This is a genomic window from Eisenbergiella porci, from assembly GCF_009696275.1.
GTDB classification, from domain to species: domain Bacteria; phylum Bacillota; class Clostridia; order Lachnospirales; family Lachnospiraceae; genus Eisenbergiella; species Eisenbergiella porci.
The window spans coordinates 46,532-62,982 of sequence record NZ_VUMI01000003.1 but is presented as its reverse complement, the minus strand read 5'-3'; the positions used below and the strand labels follow the sequence as shown (position 1 = coordinate 62,982).

Sequence of the window (16,451 nt, the reverse complement as noted above, 5' to 3'; positions counted from 1 at the left end):
AATCCTCCGACAGGCATTGACAGAGAGGCCGGATTCCTTTATACTGATATCTGCCACTAGATATAGTGGTAAGAAATGTATATTTGGCAGGATATAGTATTTTTGCAGTATTTGAAGGTGTTTGAAGGAATACAGCAGCTGCATAACTATTCTTTTATACTACATAACTGACAACGCATACCGCAAACCGGATGAGGGAAAAGGCAGAACGTGTACGGTGCTCGTCACGTACCGCATTCCAGCAACCGGATTTTTTTCCCGCTTTTGCGCTGACAGTAACGGGAAAGACGCGCCCCAACGGAGCAGATAGGAGAAGAAATGGAGAATACGGTACAAGGGCTTATGGAGAATGAAGAGCAGGATTACGGAAAAGAATACCAGACAAAGCTGGATGTAAAGGTGGTAAAGAAGGACGGGACAAGGGAGTCCTTCAATGTGCAGAAGGTGATAAATGCGGTGGGAAAAAGCGCTTACCGCGCCCTTACCAAATTTACGGATGAAGAAAAGAGAAGAATCTGCAGCTATGTCATTGAAAAGGTGGATGAGCTGGAATGCAGTGAGATTCCCATTCCTGTGATGCACAATATTGTGGAGAGCGCCCTGGAGGAGGTTAAGCCCATCGTGGCCAAAAGCTACAGGGACTACCGGAATTATAAGCAGGATTTTGTCCGTATGCTGGACGATGTGTACAAGAAGAGCCAGTCCATCATGTATATCGGCGACAAGGAAAACGCCAATACGGATTCCGCCCTGGTTTCCACGAAGAGAAGCCTTATTTTCAACCAGCTCAACAAGGAGCTGTACCAGAAGTTTTTTATGACAACGGAAGAAATCCAGGCCTGCAGGGACGGTTATATTTATGTGCATGATATGAGCGCAAGAAGGGATACCATGAACTGCTGCCTGTTCGATGTACAAAACGTCCTGTCCGGCGGCTTTGAAATGGGAAATATCTGGTACAACGAACCGAAAACCCTGGATGTGGCTTTTGACGTTATCGGCGATATTGTCCTGAGCGCCGCCAGCCAGCAGTACGGCGGCTTCACGGTGCCCAGCGTGGATCTGATACTGGAGCCTTATGCGCAGAAATCCTTTGACCGGGATATGAAAAAATATCTGGCGCTGGGTGTTCCGGAAGAAAAAGCGGAAGAAGTGGCTTATGCAGATGTGGTCAAGGAAATGGAGCAGGGTTTCCAGGGCTGGGAATATAAATTCAACACCGTGGCCAGCAGCCGCGGGGATTATCCGTTCATCACAGTGACTGCAGGCACGGGAACCGGACGTTTTGCGAAGCTTGCCACCGTTTCCATGCTGAAGGTGCGCCGGGAGGGACAGGGAAAGGATGGCTTCAGGAAGCCGGTACTCTTCCCCAAGATTGTTTTCCTCTATGATGAAAACCTGCATGGCCCCGGAAAACCGCTGGAGGATGTGTTTGAGGAAGGGGTAAGGTGCTCCGCAAAAACCATGTATCCCGACTGGCTCAGCCTGACCGGAGAAGGCTATGTGGCCAGCATGTATAAAAAATACGGCAAAATCGTATCCCCCATGGGCTGCCGCGCCTTCCTTTCCCCCTGGTATGTCAGGGGCGGCATGCATCCTGCGGATGAAAAGGACGAACCTGTGTTTGTGGGCCGTTTCAATATCGGCGCGGTTTCCCTCCATCTGCCCATGATCCTTGCCAAGGCAAGACAGGAAAGCAAGGATTTTTATGAGGTGCTGGATTACTATCTGAACCTGATCAGGCAGCTGCATATCCGTACCTATGCCTATCTGGGAGAAATGCGTGCGTCCACCAATCCCCTCGCCTACTGCGAGGGCGGTTTCCTGGGCGGAAATCTGAAGCTTTCGGATAAGATCAAGCCGCTGTTAAAGTCGGCTACGGCATCCTTCGGCATTACGGCGCTGAATGAGCTGCAGATGCTCTATAACGGCAAATCCCTTGTGGAGGACGGCCAGTTCGCGCTGGAGGTTATGGAGCACATCAACAGCAAAATCAATGAGTATAAAGAAGAGGACGGCAACCTCTATGCAATCTACGGTACGCCGGCAGAAAACCTGTGCGGCCTGCAGGTGAAGCAGTTCCGCAATAAATACGGCATTATCGAAGGGGTATCTGACAGGGAATACGTGAGCAACAGTTTCCACTGCCATGTAACAGAGGATATCACTCCCATTGAAAAGCAGGATAAGGAAGGCCGTTTCTGGAACCTGTGCAACGGCGGAAAGATCCAGTATGTAAAATACCCCATCGATTACAATATCGAGGCGGTAAAAACCCTCATCCGCAGGGCAATGGACAAGGGCTTCTATGAAGGCGTGAACCTTTCCCTTGCCTACTGCGACGACTGCGGGCATCAGGAGCTGGAGATGGATATCTGTCCCAAGTGCGGCAGCCGGAACCTAACCAAAATCGACCGGATGAACGGCTATCTGTCTTATTCCAGGGTCCACGGCGATACCAGGCTGAATGACGCCAAGATGGCTGAAATTGCGGAAAGGAAATCAATGTAGCATGCGTTACCATAACATTACTCATGAGGATATGCTCAACGGGGACGGCCTGCGGGTCGTCCTCTGGGTAGCAGGCTGCGAGCACTGCTGCCCGGAATGCCAGAATCCTGTCACCTGGGATCCGGAGGGCGGGCTTGCATTTGACAAAGCGGCAAAGGAAGAAATTTTTGGCCAGCTGGATAAATCCTACATATCAGGAATTACTTTTTCAGGCGGCGATCCCATGCATCCCGCCAATAAGGGAGATGTGCGGCAGCTGATGAAGGAAATCAGGGAAAAATATCCCGATAAAACCATATGGCTCTATACCGGGGATGTATGGGAGAATCTGTACAGGGATTCCATTATGAAATATGTGGATGTCTGCGTGGACGGGGAATTTGAAATTGCCAAAAAGGATGTGCGGCTGATGTGGAAGGGAAGCTCCAATCAGAGAGTGATTGATGTACAGGCCTCCCTGAAACAGGAAAATCCGGCGGTTCCCGTTCTTCACTGCCCGGATTATGCACCGGAAGACGGGGTATTTCAGAAAGGAGTGACAGGATGCGGAGAATAGCCAGATTTATGAAGGTGAGCAGGGAGCAGTTCACCGCTGATTTTAAGGATGCCTTTCCGGCATGCGGGCAGGAACAGATTGCACAGATTTATGATGCGCTGAAGCTTCCGGCAAGAGCGACCGGAGGCAGCGCGGGATATGATTTTTTTACGCCTATACAGATAGAACTGAAGCCTGGGGAAACCGTGAAGATTCCTACGGGAATCCGGGTAACCATGCAGCCGGAATGGGTGCTGCACCTTTATCCCAGAAGCGGGCTGGGCTTCAAATACAGGCTGCAGCTGAATAATACGGTAGGCATTATTGACAGCGATTATTTTAACAGCGACAACGAAGGCCATATTTTTGCTAAGATCACCAATGATTCCAATGAGGGAAAGACGCTGAAGCTTCAGGCAGGCGAGGGCTTTATGCAGGGTATTTTCCTGGAATACGGAATTACTGAGGATGACGAGGCGGACGGTGTGAGAAACGGCGGCTTTGGCAGCACGACTAAGAATGCATAAGGGAACTCCTTTCCGGACAAACTATATCTATATGTCCGGAAAGGAGTTTTTTGCTTATGTCTGAGGAAAAAATGGCGACAGGCCTTGAGTCAAATATGACATGGCTGAATAAAAAGCTGAAGGCTGACCAGAATTTCGACGTGGTTTACAGGGTAATCCATGTGGGCGGAAAAAATGCCTGCATTTACTTCATCGACGGCTTCTGCAAGGATGAACTGATGCAGAAGCTGCTGCAGCAGTTTATGGGGATTACTGCGGAAGATATGCCGAAGGACGCCCATGAAATGTCTAAAAGCTTTGTACCGTATGTGGAGGTGGATCTGAAGGACTCCTGGGAGGAAATCCTCTACAGCCTGATGTCCGGCGTGTTCGCCCTGTTTGTGGACGGCTTTGACAAATGCATCCTCATTGACTCCAGGACCTATCCCTCCAGGGGAGTGGAGGAGCCGGAAAAGGATAAGGTGCTCAGAGGCTCCAAGGACGGCTTTGTGGAAACCATTGTTTTCAACACCGCGCTTATCCGGCGCCGCATCCGTTCCACGGAGCTGGTGATGGAAATGATGCACGCCGGCAAAAGCTCCAAGACAGATATTGTCCTGTGCTACATGGACAACCGGGTGGATCATGCCTTCCTGGAAAAAATACGTGACCGGATTAAACACATTCAGGTGGACGCCCTGACCATGAACCAGGAAAGCCTTGCGGAGTGCTTGTATGACAGGAAATGGTACAATCCCTTTCCGAAATTCAAATTCACCGAGCGCCCCGACACCGCATCGGCCCAGGTGCTGGAAGGAAATATTATCATCCTGGTGGACAATTCCCCCTCCGTACTGATCATGCCCACATCTATTTTTGACGTGGTGGAGGAAGCGGATGACTACTATTTTCCCCCTATCACAGGAACCTATCTGAGATTATCCAGGTTTATTATCGCAGTGCTTACCTACCTGATGACGCCCACATTTCTGCTGCTGATGAAAAATCCGTATTTGATACCAAGGGGCTTTGAATTCATTATGGTAAGGGATACGGTGAATATTCCCCTCATCTGGCAGTTTTTGATACTGGAGCTGGCGATTGACGGCCTGCGGCTGGCCGCGGTGAATACGCCCAACATGCTCAGCACCCCGCTGAGTGTCATGGCGGCCCTGGTGCTGGGTGAATTTTCCGTCAACAGCGGCTGGTTCAACTCTGAGGTTATGCTTTATATGGCCTTTGTGGCGATAGCGAATTATACGCAGTCCAGCTATGAACTGGGCTATGCGCTGAAATTCATGCGTATCCTGAACCTGATTCTCACCGCTGTTTTCGGGATCTGGGGATATGTGGGAGGAATTATACTCTGCATCCTTTTTATGTTTACCAACCGCACAGTGTCCAATCAGAGCTATGTCTACCCGCTTTTTCCCTTTAATGCAAAGCAGCTGGCAAAACGCCTTTTCCGCCTGCGCCTTCCGGGCGCTCTGGATCCGGTGAGGAAAGAAAAAAAATAAAAATACGGATATGGGGCAGGCCGGAAAGAGAACATCTGGAGGCCTGCTTTTTTCCTGTTCGTAAAAAGGTATTTTTTTGTTCTTACGTAAAAAAAAGTTCAGAATTTACTAAAAAGATAAATACATTCATATATATTTTCTTGTTTCCGGCGACTAACCGTGCTAAAATAAAACGAGCGTATTAATCCGCAATCGGATATGAGGAGGAAGAAGATGGCCGGTTTTAAAATTGTTACAGACAGTACGGCAGATTTGCCGAAGGACTACATAGAACAGAATCAGCTGGGCGTAATGGTGCTGCCTTATATTGTGGAAGGCGTATCTTACGGTATTGACAAGGAAATGGATGTCAAAGATTTTTATAATAAGATGCGGGGAGGCATGATGCCAACTACTTCCCAGGTGAATCCGGAATCCGCCAGAGAATATCTGGAAGGCTACCTGGAGGAAAGCAGGGAAATCCTGGTGATGTCCTTTTCCTCCGGCCTGAGCGGTACCTATAACAGCGCCTGTGTGGCGGCGCAGGAAATCATGGCGGAAAGGGACGACTGCAAAATTATCGTAGTGGATACCCTGTGCGCTTCCCTGGGAGAGGGGCTTCTGGTTTACAAGGCCGTGGAGCTTAGGAAACAGGGGAAGAGCCTGGAAGAAACCGCAGAATGGGTGGAAAGCCACAAGCTTAATCTGGTACACGTATTTACCGTGGATGATTTATTCAACCTTCACCGGGGCGGAAGAGTAAGCAAGGCCACAGCCATTGTAGGCACGCTGGCAAGCATCAAACCCCTTCTCCATGTGGACAACGAAGGCCACCTCATAGCGGTGGGCAAGGTTCGCGGCAGGAAGAAATCCCTGCACAGCCTGGTGGATATGATGGAACAGAGAATTGGCAGCTACAGGGACAAAAATGACTGCTTTTTCATCAGCCACGGCGATTCCCAGGAGGATGCGGAATACGTACGTGACCTGGTCAGGGAACGGTTTGGAATTGAAAGCTGCATTATTAATTATGTAGGCCCTACCATCGGCGCCCATTCCGGCCCCGGAACCATAGCGCTGTTTTTCCTGGGAGACTACAGATAGAAACCGGCTGCTGTGCCCTGGCGGACATATCCGCAGGCAAAATAAGAGCAGTACTGTGAAAAAGACAGCAATAACGATTAAGACCCGGCGGGAAGCCGGGTCTTTTTGGAAGGAGGAAAATATTAGGTTCAGAGTCACTGGCTGCATCTATCTGTATATGCAAGGTTATTTTTTACATCTATCGAATTCAGGATTGAATGCGTAGAAGTTTTTGCTGTCGAGTTTTTCCTGGACGATACGGAGTGCTTCACCGAATCTCTGGAAATGAACAACCTCACGCTGTCTCAGGAAGCGGATAGGGGCGGCTACTTCAGGATCCCTGACAGTCCTCAGTATGTTGTCATAAGTGGTACGCGCCTTCTGTTCGGCAGCCAGATCCTCAGTCAGGTCGGAAATAATATCACCCTTGGACTGGAATTCGCAGGCATTGAAAGGGATTCCTCCGGCAGCCTGCGGCCACAGAGCGGTGGTATGATCGATATAATAAGGACCAAAACCAGAGTTCTCAATTTCTTCCATGGAGAGATTCTTGGTCAGCTGATAAACGATAGCGCCTATCATTTCAAAATGCGCAAGCTCCTCGGTGCCGATATCCGTAAGCAGCCCGGCCACTTCACGATAAGGCATGGTATAACGCTGAGAAAGATAACGCATGGATGCGCTCAGCTCGCCGTCGGGCCCGCCATACTGAGAAATAATGAACTGTGCCAGCTTGGCGTTAGGCTCCGTAATTTTTATAGGAAACTGAAGTCGTTTTTCATAATTCCACATCTATGCTTCACACCCCTTCCCATGGAAGAGGCGCCATGCCCCATTTCCATTCCTTGTTAAAAGAATCAGCGGTTGCCAGGTTCAACGGATAAAACTTAGCCGCGAATTCGGCGGACATTTTATTCAGCATCCGGTTATAATAATTAAAATAATTCAAAGCTTCCCTGTCGTGAGGATGGGTATCCAGATACTCGGTAAGTTCAACCACTACGAAGCTTGCGATACCGATATTCATCAGGCTGCGTTCCTGTTCCGCATTCTGACAGGGAGTACAATTCTGATTGTTCATTATATACATCTCCTTCCTGTAAAGGGTTTGATCAATTCAGGAAAGATAGTACCGCACCGGAAGCCTTCTTCCAGATCCTCGCAGATAACAGGCTCACGCTGCCACGGGACATAGGCCATAGCTATGGGAAAATCATCGATATTCTCGACATAGTTATTATTAAATTCCTGCATAAAACTCCTCTCATATACTACATACTTTTTTAATACTATAGTATGAGGGGAAAAGATATTTGCTACTTAATATCGCCCGCTTTCATGTTGTTCATTCAGCCACCTCACAAGCTCGTCCATAGAATCCGGCACATTCGGAAACTCCTTCATCACCTTCTGCTCCTCAGGCGTCTTCACAAAACAGAACTTATCCGGATACACAACCGCCCTGATACAATCCCCGCTTTTTACCAGATAATACCGCATCCCCTGATAACTGCCCGTCAAAGGCTCCTTCTGGATAAAATTAAAAGAAATTTCTTCCTTACAAATCATAAACCACACCATCCTTTCATCATCCGCATCCAATTACCAAGTATACCACGCCCACCCCCAAACGCCAACACTCCGGCCTCCAAAATCCCAGCTTAAAAAATTCCCGGACAGGCCGAAGGCCAATCACTTCCCCATAGAACCTGCAGCCGGGGAGGTATTAAAACCCTCCATTTTTTTTACAGTTGACAACCCGTGAGTATAAGAATATAATCCTAATTGAGAATGGTTATCAACTGAAAGAGGAAGGACGAAGCAGTCATGACACTCTATGAAGGGCAGACAGGCGGCCGGTATCTTGTGGCAGATATGAAGATAGAAGAAGATATCTCCAGAAGACTGCAGGCATTGGGTTTAATCGAGGGAACGAGATTAAAGCTTCTGAACCGTAAAAGAAACGGTTCCTTAATAATTTATGTGAGGGGAACCAGGCTGGCCCTGGGAAAACATATTACCTCCGGAATCGAAGTAGAGGAGGTGGAAGAGGATGCAGAGAGATAACCATGTACATGTGGCGTTTGTGGGAAATCCCAACTGCGGAAAGACAACGCTGTTTAATGCGATAACGGGTTCCAAGCTTAAGGTGGCCAACTGGCCCGGCGTCACCGTGGAAAAATACGAAGGCACGCTGGAGTATGAAGGCTATGGATTGAAGCTGGTGGATACCCCCGGCATTTACTCCCTGACCTCTTATACCATAGAGGAAAAAGTAACAAGGAAATGTGTCCTGGATGATGATATCGAAGTCATTGTAAATGTAGTGGATGCATCCTGTCTGGAACGTAACCTTTACCTGACGCTTCAGCTGCTGGAATTGGGCAAGCCGGTCATCCTTGCCCTTAACATGATGGATATCGTAAAGGAACGGGGAATGGAAATTGACATGCACCGCCTTCCGGAAATGCTGGGTGACATCCCGGTGGTTCCCGTTTCCGCGGCCAAGCGGACCGGCCTGGATATCCTGATGCATGCGGTGGTCCATCACTATGAAGAAGGCCCTAAAAACGACATTCTGGATTACGGCCCGGCGGTGGAAGAGAAGCTTGCTCTTCTGGAAGAGAGGATGCAGTCGAAATACCCCAATCATTCCTCCGTCCGCTGGCATGCCATAAAGCTGCTGGAAAACGATGAGGAGGTAAAAAAGGATCATCCTCTGGAAGTGGAAAGCATTGTAGATCGCAACTATGAAAAGGATATCACGGAAAAGAAATACGAATATATAGAAAAAGTCATCCAGGAAGTGCTTTTTTACAAGGACAGGAAAGCGGCGAGCACGGACCGGATAGATAAGGTGCTGACCCATCCCGTTTGGGGCGTGCCGGTATTCCTGTGCATTATGGCGCTGGTATTTTTTCTTACCTTTTTTGTTGGCGATTTCCTGAAGGGTGGATTGGAATATGCGCTGGGAATCATATCGGAGCTGGTGAGAGCGGGAATGACCGGACTGCATGTGGCTGACTGGATGATTTCCCTGATTGTTGACGGAATCATAGCGGGTGTGGGAGGTATCCTTACCTTTGTCCCTAATATTTTTATCCTGTTCCTGGCGCTTGCCATTCTGGAGGACAGCGGCTATATGGCAAGGGTAGCCTATGTTATGGACGGCATTATGGGAAAGGTGGGGCTTTCCGGAAGGGCCTTCCTTCCTATGGTACTGGGCTTTGGCTGTACGGTTCCTGCAATTATGGCCACCAGGGCGCTGGAAACAGAACACGACAGAAGAAGGACAATGATCATAACGCCTTTTATGTCCTGCTCGGCAAGACTGCCCATATATGTTCTGTTTTCGGAAATGTTTTTCCCGCAGTGTGCCATGGTGGTGGCCTTTTCCATGTATGTTATCGGAATGGTAATGGGCATTCTGGTGGCCATGGTGCAGCACAAGCTGGAAAAAGGCAAGATCAACCAGTCTCTGATGATAGAGCTTCCAGAATATAAGCGCCCCAATGCAAGGACGATAAGAACCTATGTGTGGAATAAGCTGAAGGATTACCTGACCAAGGCAGGAACTACGATTTTTGTGGCCTCGATCATTATCTGGTTTATCCTGAATTTCGGCATTCACGGCATGGTATCCGAGCCTGCGGAAAGCTTCGGCGCGGCGCTGGGAAGGATTTTGGTGCCTGTCCTGCGGCCTGCCGGCCTGGGGCTGTGGCAGATAGCGGTTGCACTGATTTCAGGTATTTCCGCAAAAGAAGTGGTGGTTTCCTCCTTCTCCGTCCTGTTTGGCGTCTCCAATGTGAATTCGGCAGCAGGTATGGCCTCCATCGTGCAGAATATCCAGCATTTTGACCCGGCCTTCGGAGGGCTGAACGCCTTCTGCCTCATGCTTTTCTGCCTGCTTTACGTCCCCTGCGTAGCGACAATGGCAACCATTAAAAAAGAAAGCGGTTCCTGGAAGTTCACAGGCAGTATCATGCTTTTCCAGATTGGCCTGGCCTGGCTGGTAAGCGTTCTTGTATTCCAGATCGGCAGTTTTTTCATATAGGAAGGATGGCGGGGTATTAATGTATCCGCCAATGGATACAGGGCAAAGCATTTTTCCTCGCTTTGCCCTGTATTTATTGAAATTGCGGATTGTCCAGCCTGCAAAGGAAGCCATACAGTTAATCCGACAGGATTTCACGAACGCTGTTTACCGTAATATGGCAGGCGGCGGAGATTTCTTCCTCATTCTTTCCCTCGCCGGCCAGGCGGATTACAGCCTTTGCCAGCTGGATTCCCTGGGCCCTCCCCTGGGCTTTTCCCTGCTTCAGCCCTCTTTTTAAGCCTTTTTTAATTCCTCTTTCTTCTATTGCTTCGCTCAAATTACACATCTGCCTCAGCTCCTTTCCCAATTCCTGTTCCATAACCAGGCCATAATTTTCTGCCAGTAACCTTTCTTTTTCCGCTGCATCCATAGCAGGAGATAGCAGTGTATTCAGAAATCCATGCAGCTTTGCGCAATTACCTTCCGGCGCCTCTTCATTCAGGCAGATAATGACAACCGACAGCTTGTCATAGTTTGCCTGCTGTTCCGGGATTGCGCCGATAAGATCCTGTTTGGCAATCCGGTATTCCGACATGGCATTTCCTATATGCTTCGGGGCGTTCATGCATATCCAGATACTGTATACCTTCTTCAGTTCGTCATAATCGGAAGCCGTAAATTCTCTGTCCAGCTGCTCCGACAGCATCCTTGCACCATAGAAGATTCCTCTGGTAACAATGTGGTATTTCTGATAAAATTTCTTCTGCGCTTCCACATTAAGCAGCAGCTTTACCGCGGCAGGCTTACTTTGCCCGGGAAGCAGGGCGCGGAACCGGATATCATAGGTGAGGCTTCCCTCTCCGGGGATCTTGCTTTCCGTGTTGTCACCTGTGATTAAAAGCTCATTTTCTCTCTTCCCTCCAGGCTTTACCGGCACCCTGGAGACTTCAATTCCCGGCTCAATCCATTCCGTGATTTCTTCCGCACAGCAGCCTGCATATTCGCTAACGGCGCCCTGCAGGATACGGGCCAGAACCTGCCTGCTGCTCAGGATTCTTTTTACATGTTCGTCGTACTGTACTTTGATGCCGGCTGCGTCAAGTTCTTCGGCGATCAGCGTCCTTTTTTTCATTGTACCTCCTTTTGAGGGCAGGAACGCGGAGCTTGAAAGAAAAAGATGACGCCTGGTGTTCCTGCCGTTTTATAAAAATGGGATTTTGCGGCAGAAACTGCCAGAATGTGCGAATGCACAAAAAAATAAACTATTATGATGATACTTTATATCTGTTAAAAAGTCAATTAACAATTCACACAAAATTATCCGGTCAGTGAATCACGAGGGAAAAATCTCTTGATTTAGCAGGCTTTTTGTGTAAGAATAGGAAAAGATGGAAATGATGTAAAACAACGGTGCCTGTGAGTAACACCTGTGAAATTCAGGTGACGGGAAAAACAGGCTGACAGGAATGGAGGTTGCAGGTGAGAGGAATTGACACTCAGGTAAGACAAATCCGCAGGCGTGTGTTTAAGGAAGTTGCCAATCTGGCATATACATCGGAGAACCTGAAGGATGATGTGGAGGCGCTGCCGTACAGTATTGTGGGCGCCGACGCGCCGGCCTACAGGGACAGTATTTACCGGGAGAGAGCGGTAGTGACGGAACGGATCCGTATGGCCATGGGGCTTTCCCTGCGGCCGGAAAACGTGCCGGTGCATCTGACGCAGGGGCTGGATGAAAGCAATATTGATCAGAAGTACTATGAACCGCCGCTTGTACAGGTCATTCCCTCCGCATGCAATGCCTGTCCGGAAAACCGCTATGTGGTCACTGATAAATGCATGGGCTGCATGGCGCATCCCTGCAGGGAGGTCTGTCCCAAGGAGGCTGTCTCCATGGTGGACGGCAAGTCCCATATCGATCCGGAAAAATGTATCCGATGCGGTAAATGCAAGGCTATCTGCCCCTATGATGCAATCAGTCATCAGGTGCGACCCTGTGCGGCAGCCTGCGGCGTGAATGCGATTGAAAGCGATTCCCAGAAAAGAGCGGTAATCAACGAGCAGAAATGCGTTTCCTGCGGTCAGTGCATGGTGAACTGCCCCTTCGGCGCGATTGCTGATAAATCCCAGATTTTTCAGCTGATTAAGGCCATCCGTTCCGGAAGGAAAATCATTGCCCAGGTAGCGCCCGCTTTTGTAGGCCAGTTCGGCCCCGGCGTAACGCCTGACATGATTAAGACGGCGCTGAAGCAGCTGGGTTTTGCTGACGTATATGAGACGGCCATCGGCGCTGATATGGGTGCGGCCGCGGAAGCCGAGCACTACGTGCATGCGGTTGCCACCGGAGAGCTGCCATTTCTGCTCACCTCCTGCTGCCCTTCCTGGTCCGTGCTGGCAAAGAAATTTTTCCCGGAAACCATTGACAATATTTCCAATGCGCTCACGCCCATGGTGGCAACAGCGCGCAAAATCAAAGAAGACCATCCGGATGCTTCCGTAGTATTTATAGGTCCCTGCGCTTCCAAAAAGCTGGAGGCTTCAAGAAAGAGTGTGCGTTCCGACGTGGATTTCGTCATCACCTTTGAAGAGCTGGCAGGTATGTTCGATGCAAAGGGCATTGAATTAAAAGGCGTGGAACCGGAGGATACCATGGCGGATGCCACCGGCGCGGGCCGCGGCTACGGCGTGGCTGGCGGTGTTGCCAGCGCGATTGAGGCCTGCATCCGGGAATATTATCCCGACGTGGAGGTGAATATCGAGCATGCGGAGAGCCTGGCGGAATGCCGGAAGATGCTGATGCTCGCCAAGGCGGGCAAGAAGAACGGCTGCCTGATCGAGGGGATGGCCTGTCCCGGAGGCTGTATTGCCGGGGCCGGAACCAACATTGCGATACCACAGGCCATGAAGGAGGTCAACGCCTTTAAAATGGCGGCGGAAAAGAAAATTCCGGAAGTTACAAATAAGAAAGAAAGCGAAGGATAAAAAAGTGACAAAAATAAGAACCCGTTTTGCACCAAGCCCCACAGGACGTATGCATGTGGGGAACCTGCGTACCGCGCTGTACGCCTATCTGATTGCCAAACATGAAGGAGGGGATTTCATCCTCCGCATCGAGGATACGGATCAGGAACGTTATGTGGAGGGCGCTGTGGATATTATCTACAGGACCCTGGAGAAAACCGGCCTGAAGCATGATGAAGGACCGGACAAGGACGGCGGAGTCGGTCCCTATGTACAGAGTGAGCGCCAGGCGCAGGGCATTTATCTGGAGTATGCGAAACAGCTGGTTGAGAAGGGCGAGGCCTATTACTGCTTCTGCGATAAGGACAGGCTGGCCACGCTGACCCGTACTGTGGCGGGCAAGGAAATCAATGTATATGACAAGCACTGCCTGCAGCTTTCCAGGGAAGAGGTGGAAGCAAAGCTTGCGGCGGGTGTTCCCTATGTTATCCGCCAGAACAATCCCACGGAAGGCACCACGACCTTCCATGATGAGATTTACGGGGACATTACGGTTGATAATGCAGAGCTTGACGATATGATTCTGATTAAATCCGACGGTTATCCTACTTATAATTTTGCCAACGTGGTAGACGACCATCTCATGGGAATCACCCACGTGGTGAGAGGTAATGAATACCTTTCCTCTTCCCCGAAATATAACCGCCTTTATGAAGCCTTTGGCTGGGAGGTGCCTGTTTATGTACACTGTCCGCTGATTACGGATGAAGAGCACCATAAGCTGTCCAAACGCTGCGGCCATTCCTCCTATGAGGATCTGGTGGAGCAGGGCTTTTTAACGGAAGCTATCGTAAACTTTGTGGCCCTTCTTGGCTGGAGCCCTGAAAATAATGAGGAAATTTTCTCCTTGGAGGAGCTGACGAAGGAATTTGACTACCGCCATATGTCCAAGTCCCCTGCCGTATTCGACTATACCAAGCTCAAATGGATGAACGGGGAGTACATTAAGGCCATGGATTTCGACCGTTTTTACGGCCTGGCCGAGCCTTATCTGAAAAAAGCGCTGACCAGGGATGTAAATCTGAAGAAAATTGCCGAAATGGTAAAAACGAGAATTGAAACCTTCCCGGAAATCGAAGAGATGGTGGATTTCTTTGAAACGCTGCCGGAATACGACGCAGCCATGTATACGCACAAAAAGATGAAGACAAATACGGAAAGCTCCCTGGAGGTCCTGACGGAGCTGCTTCCCATCCTGGAAGCACAGGAGGACTACAGCAATGATGCGCTGTACCAGACGCTGGTAGCCTATGTGGAGAAAAAAGGCTGTAAAAACGGCTATGTTATGTGGCCGGTACGCACCGCGGTTTCCGGAAAGCAGATGACGCCTGCGGGCGCAACGGAAATCATGGAAGTCCTCGGAAAGGAAGAGTCTATTGCCCGTATCCGTGTGGGCATTGAGAAGCTTAAAGATGCCTGATTCCGGTAAAAATTTAGTCAACTTAGGCCAGATGACGGCCATAAAACATGAGAACGGAGCCCTGCTTGTACTGGCAGGGCCCGGTTCCGGAAAAACTTATACAATTATCCATCGTATTCTTCATCTGATAGAAAAAAGTAATGTGGACCCGGCGTCCATTCTTGTGATTACCTTTACCAAAGCTGCCGCAAGGGAAATGAAGCAGCGGTTCCGGCAGAAGACGGCAGGCAGGGCCTGGCCGGTGAATTTCGGAACCTTCCACGCAGTCTATTACCATATTCTGAAAACATCCTGTCATTACCGATCCGGTAATATTATATCCGATTACGAAAAAAGAGAATTATTGAAAACTATCCTGCAAAGACCGGGCTTTACCTGTACGGACGAGGAGGAGACAATAGACAGCCTGCTGGGTGAAATCAGCCGGTTTAAAAACGACGGCTGCCCGCCGGAAAACAGGGATCCGGAATGCGGCCTGATCAGCCGGGAGGAATTTGCCCGGCTTTACCGATCCTATGATGAGGCTCTGCGTCGGGAGGAAAAGCTGGACTTTGATGACATGGTTTTAAGATGCCGTGATCTGCTTGTATCCCGGCCGGACGTACGGAAGGCCTGGCAGCAGAAATTCCGCTACATTCTGGTGGATGAATTCCAGGATATCAATCCCATGCAGTATGAGGTGCTGCGCCTGCTTGCGCAGCCTGAAAACAACCTGTTTATCGTAGGAGACGACGACCAGTCGATTTATGCCTTCCGCGGCGCGAGGCCGGAAATCATGCTGGGCTTCAGGCAGGATTATCCGCAGGCAGGTATCGTGGAACTCACACAAAATTACCGCAGCACGCCGGAAATTGTAACGGCTGCAGGACGGCTTATTGCCGCAAATAAAAGCCGTTTTATAAAAAAGGCGCAGGCGGTAAGCCCTTCCGGGGAGCCGGTGCTTTACCGGGGCTATTCCACAAGAGATGAGGAAAATGAGAGCATTGCAACCGAAATCGCCTGTTTTCCGGAAGGCTTTAACGAAACGGCGGTAATTTACCGTACCAACCAGGATGCCGCGGCCATGGCGGAGAAACTGACGGAAAAAGGAATTCCCTTCCGTATGAAGGAAAAGCTGAAAAGCCCTTACAGACAAATGGCGGCGCAGGATGTCCTTTCATACCTTTCCTTTGCCCTGGAAGGCAGGAAGCGGAAGGATTTTTATCGCATCATGAACCGTCCGTCGCGGTATATCAGCCGCAGCGCAGTGTACGGCGAAACGGTGGATTTTAAAGAATTGTTTGATTTTTATGCAGAAAAACCGTATATGAGGGAAATCCTCCGGAAATTCCAGATGGATCTGGAGCGTCTTAAAAGGATGGATTTATACGCGGCAGTCAACTACATACGCAGGGGAATGGGGTATGACGAATATCTGGTAAGAACTGCGGCGGAGAAGGGAACGGATAAAAATGAACTGTTGAAGGAAGCGGAGTGGTTCCAGAAGCAGGTCAGACAGTTTCGCAGTCTGGAACAGTTAAAGGAGCATATCGCCCTTTATGAAAAAGAACTGGAAAAAGCCGGCCGTGATCCCGACAACAGGGAGGGCGTATCCCTGCTTACCATGCACGCCTCCAAGGGACTGGAATTTGATACCGTTTATATCCCTGACTGTAATGAAGGCATAATTCCCCACAGGAAGAGCATGAAGGACGAGGCGGTGGAAGAGGAGCGCCGCATGCTCTATGTGGCCATGACCCGTGCCAGGAAAAGGCTGACATTAACTTATGTTGACGGAACAAAAGAGGAACCGGGATTCCTCTCCCGGTTCCTCACAGATCTTGTCAGACAGCCTGTCCTTTAG

Annotated in this window: 15 protein-coding genes; 10 read left to right on the top strand and 5 right to left on the bottom strand. The window is 49.7% G+C overall.

From position 1 onward, the window contains the following. Nucleotides 1-342: 342 nt before the first annotated feature. The 5 genes from nrdD (at nucleotide 343) to FYJ45_RS02565 (ending at nucleotide 6,152) form a co-directional block, all read left to right on the top strand. Nucleotides 343-2,511 carry an anaerobic ribonucleoside-triphosphate reductase gene (gene nrdD, locus FYJ45_RS02585; RefSeq protein WP_083492970.1) on the top strand — a complete coding sequence of 723 codons (2,169 nt, stop codon included), beginning with the start codon at nucleotides 343-345 and terminating at the stop codon, nucleotides 2,509-2,511. 1 nt (nucleotide 2,512) lies between these two features. Continuing rightward, on the top strand, nucleotides 2,513-3,067 hold the full coding sequence (gene nrdG / locus FYJ45_RS02580) for an anaerobic ribonucleoside-triphosphate reductase activating protein (RefSeq protein WP_025491064.1): 555 nt from the start codon (nucleotides 2,513-2,515) through the stop codon (nucleotides 3,065-3,067). After that, nucleotides 3,055-3,573, top strand: a complete 519-nt coding sequence (locus FYJ45_RS02575) for a dCTP deaminase/dUTPase family protein (protein ID WP_025491065.1) — start codon at nucleotides 3,055-3,057, stop codon at nucleotides 3,571-3,573. The genes nrdG and FYJ45_RS02575 overlap by 13 nt, the downstream gene beginning before the upstream one ends. A gap of 56 nt (nucleotides 3,574-3,629) precedes the next feature. Beyond that, complete coding sequence (locus FYJ45_RS02570) at nucleotides 3,630-5,069, top strand: spore germination protein (RefSeq protein WP_195841621.1); 1,440 nt, start codon at nucleotides 3,630-3,632, stop codon at nucleotides 5,067-5,069. Between the two features lie 213 nt (nucleotides 5,070-5,282). Beyond that, entirely contained in the window at nucleotides 5,283-6,152 is an 870-nt protein-coding gene (locus FYJ45_RS02565) for a DegV family protein (RefSeq protein WP_035321905.1), read from the top strand. Between the two features lie 165 nt (nucleotides 6,153-6,317). On the opposite strand, the gene FYJ45_RS02560 is transcribed toward FYJ45_RS02565, so the two are convergent. The 4 genes from FYJ45_RS02560 to FYJ45_RS02545 all read right to left on the bottom strand — a co-directional run bounded on the left by FYJ45_RS02560 (nucleotide 6,318) and on the right by FYJ45_RS02545 (nucleotide 7,700). Further along, complete coding sequence (locus FYJ45_RS02560; RefSeq protein WP_021636352.1) at nucleotides 6,318-6,923, bottom strand: manganese catalase family protein; 606 nt, start codon at nucleotides 6,921-6,923, stop codon at nucleotides 6,318-6,320. A 7-nt stretch (nucleotides 6,924-6,930) separates the two neighbouring features. Further along, entirely contained in the window at nucleotides 6,931-7,212 is a 282-nt protein-coding gene (locus FYJ45_RS02555) for a spore coat protein CotJB (protein WP_154463355.1), read from the bottom strand. Then, nucleotides 7,212-7,385, bottom strand: coding sequence for a spore coat associated protein CotJA (locus FYJ45_RS02550; protein ID WP_154463353.1), 174 nt, complete (start codon nucleotides 7,383-7,385; stop codon nucleotides 7,212-7,214). Before FYJ45_RS02550 ends, FYJ45_RS02555 begins: the two co-directional genes overlap by 1 nt. A gap of 66 nt (nucleotides 7,386-7,451) precedes the next feature. Next, nucleotides 7,452-7,700 carry a GNAT family acetyltransferase gene (locus FYJ45_RS02545; protein WP_154463351.1) on the bottom strand — a complete coding sequence of 83 codons (249 nt, stop codon included), beginning with the start codon at nucleotides 7,698-7,700 and terminating at the stop codon, nucleotides 7,452-7,454. Nucleotides 7,701-7,958: 258 nt separating this feature from the next. Here FYJ45_RS02545 and FYJ45_RS02540 point away from each other — a divergent pair, with 258 nt between their 5' ends. Together FYJ45_RS02540 and feoB are read left to right on the top strand one after the other, a co-directional pair. Continuing rightward, complete coding sequence (locus tag FYJ45_RS02540; protein WP_021636348.1) at nucleotides 7,959-8,198, top strand: FeoA family protein; 240 nt, start codon at nucleotides 7,959-7,961, stop codon at nucleotides 8,196-8,198. Then, nucleotides 8,185-10,185, top strand: coding sequence for a ferrous iron transport protein B (feoB, locus tag FYJ45_RS02535; protein ID WP_154463349.1), 2,001 nt, complete (start codon nucleotides 8,185-8,187; stop codon nucleotides 10,183-10,185). Before FYJ45_RS02540 ends, feoB begins: the two co-directional genes overlap by 14 nt. Nucleotides 10,186-10,303: 118 nt before the next feature. Here feoB and FYJ45_RS02530 read toward each other — a convergent pair whose 3' ends face one another. Next, complete coding sequence (locus FYJ45_RS02530; RefSeq protein ID WP_154463348.1) at nucleotides 10,304-11,299, bottom strand: hypothetical protein; 996 nt, start codon at nucleotides 11,297-11,299, stop codon at nucleotides 10,304-10,306. A 347-nt stretch (nucleotides 11,300-11,646) separates the two neighbouring features. On the opposite strand from FYJ45_RS02530, the gene FYJ45_RS02525 reads away from it, so the two are divergent. The 3 genes from FYJ45_RS02525 to FYJ45_RS02515 are packed head-to-tail and all read left to right on the top strand — an operon-like array spanning nucleotide 11,647 to nucleotide 16,451. After that, nucleotides 11,647-13,149, top strand: a complete 1,503-nt coding sequence (locus FYJ45_RS02525) for a 4Fe-4S dicluster domain-containing protein (protein ID WP_021636344.1) — start codon at nucleotides 11,647-11,649, stop codon at nucleotides 13,147-13,149. A 4-nt stretch (nucleotides 13,150-13,153) separates the two neighbouring features. Further along, the gene (gltX, locus tag FYJ45_RS02520; protein ID WP_276891054.1) at nucleotides 13,154-14,608 is read left to right on the top strand and encodes a glutamate--tRNA ligase; all 1,455 of its coding nucleotides are present in this window, start codon (nucleotides 13,154-13,156) and stop codon (nucleotides 14,606-14,608) included. Beyond that, entirely contained in the window at nucleotides 14,601-16,451 is a 1,851-nt protein-coding gene (locus FYJ45_RS02515) for an ATP-dependent helicase (RefSeq protein ID WP_154463346.1), read from the top strand. The genes gltX and FYJ45_RS02515 overlap by 8 nt, the downstream gene beginning before the upstream one ends.

Bases quoted from the DNA above. Each gene is read 5' to 3' on its own strand.
- FYJ45_RS02530 (WP_154463348.1), bottom strand. From the start codon at position 11,299: ATGAAAAAAAGGACGCTGATCGCCGAAGAACTTGACGCAGCCGGCATC.
- FYJ45_RS02565 (WP_035321905.1), top strand. From the start codon at position 5,283: ATGGCCGGTTTTAAAATTGTTACAGACAGTACGGCAGATTTGCCGAAG.
- nrdD (WP_083492970.1), top strand. From the start codon at position 343: ATGGAGAATGAAGAGCAGGATTACGGAAAAGAATACCAGACAAAGCTG.
- FYJ45_RS02575 (WP_025491065.1), top strand. From the start codon at position 3,055: ATGCGGAGAATAGCCAGATTTATGAAGGTGAGCAGGGAGCAGTTCACC.
- FYJ45_RS02570 (WP_195841621.1), top strand. From the start codon at position 3,630: ATGTCTGAGGAAAAAATGGCGACAGGCCTTGAGTCAAATATGACATGG.
- FYJ45_RS02555 (WP_154463355.1), bottom strand. From the start codon at position 7,212: ATGAACAATCAGAATTGTACTCCCTGTCAGAATGCGGAACAGGAACGC.
- FYJ45_RS02545 (WP_154463351.1), bottom strand. From the start codon at position 7,700: ATGATTTGTAAGGAAGAAATTTCTTTTAATTTTATCCAGAAGGAGCCT.
- feoB (WP_154463349.1), top strand. From the start codon at position 8,185: ATGCAGAGAGATAACCATGTACATGTGGCGTTTGTGGGAAATCCCAAC.
- FYJ45_RS02515 (WP_154463346.1), top strand. From the start codon at position 14,601: ATGCCTGATTCCGGTAAAAATTTAGTCAACTTAGGCCAGATGACGGCC.
- FYJ45_RS02560 (WP_021636352.1), bottom strand. From the start codon at position 6,923: ATGTGGAATTATGAAAAACGACTTCAGTTTCCTATAAAAATTACGGAG.
- nrdG (WP_025491064.1), top strand. From the start codon at position 2,513: ATGCGTTACCATAACATTACTCATGAGGATATGCTCAACGGGGACGGC.
- FYJ45_RS02540 (WP_021636348.1), top strand. From the start codon at position 7,959: ATGACACTCTATGAAGGGCAGACAGGCGGCCGGTATCTTGTGGCAGAT.
- FYJ45_RS02550 (WP_154463353.1), bottom strand. From the start codon at position 7,385: ATGCAGGAATTTAATAATAACTATGTCGAGAATATCGATGATTTTCCC.